Consider the following 3,352-nt stretch of genomic DNA (forward strand, 5'->3'; position numbering starts at 1 on the left):
GGAGGGCGAGCTGTACGTGCGCGGGCCGCACCTCTTCCAAGGCTACTGGCGCGACGAGGCGCAGACCCGTCAGCGGCTGGTGCCGGATCCCCGCACCGGAGAGGGCGTCGTCTTCCGCTCCGGCGACGTGGTGACGCGAGACGAGCAGGGCGAGTTCTATTTCATCGGCCGGCTGGACCATCAAGTGAAGGTCGGTGGCAACCGCGTCGAACTCTCCGAGATTGAGCACGTCGTGGAGGGAGACCCCGAGGTCGCGGCGGCGGTGGCCGTCGTGCCCGCGGACGAGGCGCGGGCCACCCTTACGTGCTTCGTCGTCACGCGCGGCTCGACGCCGTGGAACGAGCTGATGGTCCGCCTGCGCTCGCGCATGTCGGCCGCGATGCCCCGCTACATGGTTCCGCGTCACCTGCGGCGGCTGGAGTCCTTCCCGGTGCTGTCCAACGGCAAGGTCGACCGGCTGCGACTCGCCCGGATGGCCGCCGAACCGGAGGCCCCGGCGCCGCTCCGGACGCCTCGCAATCCCTCCCTGGAGGTCCCATGACACGTGAAGAGTTTCAGGCGAACATCATCCAATACCTCGCGACCCAGGCGTCCCTCCCCGAGGGCTGGTCCTGCGGCCCCAAGGAGAACCTCTTCGACCTGGGCGTGCTGGAGTCGTTCGACCTGCCGCGCCTGGTCGCGCACATCGAGCGGATGCTGGACCGCCGCGCGGACCTGAAGTCCCGCCGCAGCGAGGTCTTCTTCACGCTCGACACCATGTACGAGGCCTTCGTCGGCTCCTCCAAGGAGGGCTCGTGCGCTCCCTAGAGTTCATGTCCACGGACTACCTGGAGAATCCGTGGCCGCTCTATGCGCAGTTCCGGCGCGAGCAGCCCATCTGGTGGTCGGACGAGATCCGCATGCACTGCGTGTTCCGCTACGAGCACGTGCAGGCCATCCTCAAGGACCCGCGCTTCACCGTGGAGTTCCCCTTCCGCATCACGGAGGAGCTCTTCGGCCGGACGCTCATCGACATGGAGGGACCGGAGCACCTGCGGCTGCGCCGGAAGGTCGCCCCGCTGGTGGGCAACGCCAACCTCGCCATCTTCGCGCGGGAGGTGTCCGAGCCCCGCATCACCGCGCTGGTCCGCGCCGCCGCCGAGCAGCCGCCCATGGAGTTCATGCGCGCCATCGCGGAGCGCGTCCCCACGCTGATGATCTCCGAGTTCCTCGGGTTCCCCCTGGAGGACGAGCGCTGGCTGTTCGAGCGCATGATGATCCTGATGGACCACCTGGACGGGAAGCGGGGCAACCGTCAGGAGGTCTTCGACGTGCACACCGAGGTGAGCGCGTGGCTGGACGGCATCATCGCGCGGCTCTTGAACGAGGGCCCGGGCACGCGCGGCTTCAAGCGCCTCATCGACGGCATCCGCGACGAGACCCCGGAGACCATCAAGATCCTCTACTGGACCTTCCTCGCCGGAGGCATCGAGACCTCCATGTGCCTGCTGGGCAACGCGGCCACGGTGCTCTCGCGAAACCCGTCCTGGTTCGAGCAGCTGGCCACCGTGCCGTCCATGGCGCGCGCCATCCTGGATGAGGTCCTCCGGTACGAACCGGTGCAGGCCTCCACCGTGCGGTTCGCCTCGGAGACCGTCGAGCTGGGCGGCGTCACCATCAAGCGGGGCCAGGCCGTGAACCTGCTGCTCGCCAGCGCCGCGCGGGACGACGCCACGTTCGCGTCACCCGACGTGTTCGACCCCACGCGGACGCTGTCCAACTCCCTGTCGTTCGCGGTGGGCCCGCATGCGTGCGTCGGGAAGACCTTCACGATGATGAACGCGGAGATCACCCTGCGCACGCTCTGGAACACGTGGCAGGGCGTCCAGCCGGTGGAGGACGCCCCCGCGATCATCCGGGGCGCGTCGTTCCGCAAGCCCCACGCACTCTTTCTCAAGGCGAAGCACTGACCCCACGCTCGCGAACTCCGCCAGCGCACACGAGGAACCCCCAATGATTTTCGTCAACGGCATCCGTTATGTCCTGGGCGAGTCCCGGCCCATCAGCAGCGTCCCCGAGCTGGGAGGCGACGAGGCAGCCATCAAGTTCCTGGCGGACCGGGGCTTCAAGAACTACCGGCACTCGCAGGTGGAGGCGTGGGAGCTGGGCGTGGAGGCCGCGCGCCAGGCCATGCAGGCCGCGGAGGTCAACGTCGCGGACATCGACCAGGTCGTCTACGCGTCGGTGAGCTCCCGGACCCCCGCGCACGGCGACCTCTCCATCGGCCTGTTCGCCCACCGCATGGAGATGCTGACCACGCCCATCACCGGCGTCTGCTTCGGCGAATGTACCAACGCGATGCTCGGCATCGAGCACGCGGCCATGCTGCTGGAGACGGGGAGGGCGCGCACCGTCCTGCTGGTCTCCACGGACGTCGCATGTAGCAAGGAACAGCGCGTCACCACGGGACAGACCATCTGTTCCGACGGCGCCGCCGCGTGTGTCATCACCCGCGAGCCGCGAGGCTCGGCCGTTCCCTCGTTCGAGCTGCTCGCCTTCGCCAAGGCGTTCCACCACCTGTCGCGCGCCGGCATGTCCAACCCCGCGAAGAGCTTCCGCGACATCTGCGCGGCCGCCATGCGGTGCAAGAAGACGGTGCTGGCGAAGATCGACAAGCCGCTGGCGAAGTGGATCCCCAACACGGCGAACTCCGAGGTGGCCGGCGCGCTCGCGAGCGTGCTGGGCATCCCCGCGAGCATGTTCTACCTGGACAACCTCCCAGAGTACGCGCACGTCTTCTCCACGGACCAGCTCATCAACCTGGTGGACTGGGCGACGCGCTCGAAGGCGCCCTCCGGCTCCGTCGTCGCGGGGCTGGCCACGGGAACCTCCGGCAGCTCCGTCGCGGCCTGGCGGGTCGTCTGACGCGAAGCGCGCGCTGGAGCCGGTGAGCCCTCCGATGCAACGTCCGAACGCCCAGTCCGTCCGGCCCCTGGCCGAGACCTTCGCGCACCTCGCCGCGGCCCGTGGGGAGCACCCCGCGGTCGTGGGGCCACGCGAAGCGGTGTCCTATGCCGCGCTCCAGCGGAGCGTGGTGTCGCTGTCCAGCGGGCTCGTGAGCCGGGGGCTGGAGGGCGCGGTCATCGCCATGCTCCTGCCCAGCGACCTGGCCTACGTGGCCACCATGCTGTCCATCCTGGACCGGCGCGGCGTCTTCGCCCCCATGGACGCGGCCTGGCCGGAGGCCCGGCTGCGCTCCGCGCTGGAAATGACGCGGCCGGCGGCCCTGGTCGTCACGCCGGAGCAGGCCGAGCGCGTCAGCGGGCTCCTGGCCACGCTGGCCTCACCGTGCGAGCTGCTGGTGGTGGAGGGG

General features: G+C 69.4%; 5 protein-coding genes. All 5 read left to right on the forward strand.

Translation table 11 applies throughout. The annotated features are described in order from the left end of the window. A partial coding sequence (locus D7W79_RS40450; RefSeq protein ID WP_147442313.1) for an AMP-binding enzyme occupies positions 1–541 on the forward strand: 541 nt, incomplete at its 5' end. Beyond that, positions 538–807 carry a hypothetical protein gene (locus D7W79_RS40455; protein ID WP_120530533.1) on the forward strand — a complete coding sequence of 90 codons (270 nt, stop codon included), beginning with the start codon at positions 538–540 and terminating at the stop codon, positions 805–807. The genes D7W79_RS40450 and D7W79_RS40455, both read left to right, overlap by 4 nt. Next, the gene (locus tag D7W79_RS40460) at positions 795–1,949 is read left to right on the forward strand and encodes a cytochrome P450 (protein WP_147442314.1); all 1,155 of its coding nucleotides are present in this window, start codon (positions 795–797) and stop codon (positions 1,947–1,949) included. The genes D7W79_RS40455 and D7W79_RS40460 overlap by 13 nt, the downstream gene beginning before the upstream one ends. Before the next feature lie 43 nt (positions 1,950–1,992). Beyond that, positions 1,993–2,904, forward strand: a complete 912-nt coding sequence (locus tag D7W79_RS40465) for a hypothetical protein (RefSeq protein ID WP_120530535.1) — start codon at positions 1,993–1,995, stop codon at positions 2,902–2,904. Positions 2,905–2,938: 34 nt separating this feature from the next. Continuing rightward, the coding region (locus D7W79_RS40470) for an AMP-binding protein (protein WP_147442315.1) at positions 2,939–3,352 on the forward strand (414 nt) is incomplete at its 3' end.

The sequence above is a fragment of the Corallococcus exercitus genome, assembly GCF_003611585.1.
Classification (GTDB): domain Bacteria; phylum Myxococcota; class Myxococcia; order Myxococcales; family Myxococcaceae; genus Corallococcus; species Corallococcus exercitus.

What these genes read in the sequence shown, in the direction of transcription:
- D7W79_RS40455 (WP_120530533.1), top strand. Translation starts at nt 538, where the DNA reads ATGACACGTGAAGAGTTTCAGGCGAACATCATCCAATACCTCGCGACC.
- D7W79_RS40465 (WP_120530535.1), top strand. Translation starts at nt 1,993, where the DNA reads ATGATTTTCGTCAACGGCATCCGTTATGTCCTGGGCGAGTCCCGGCCC.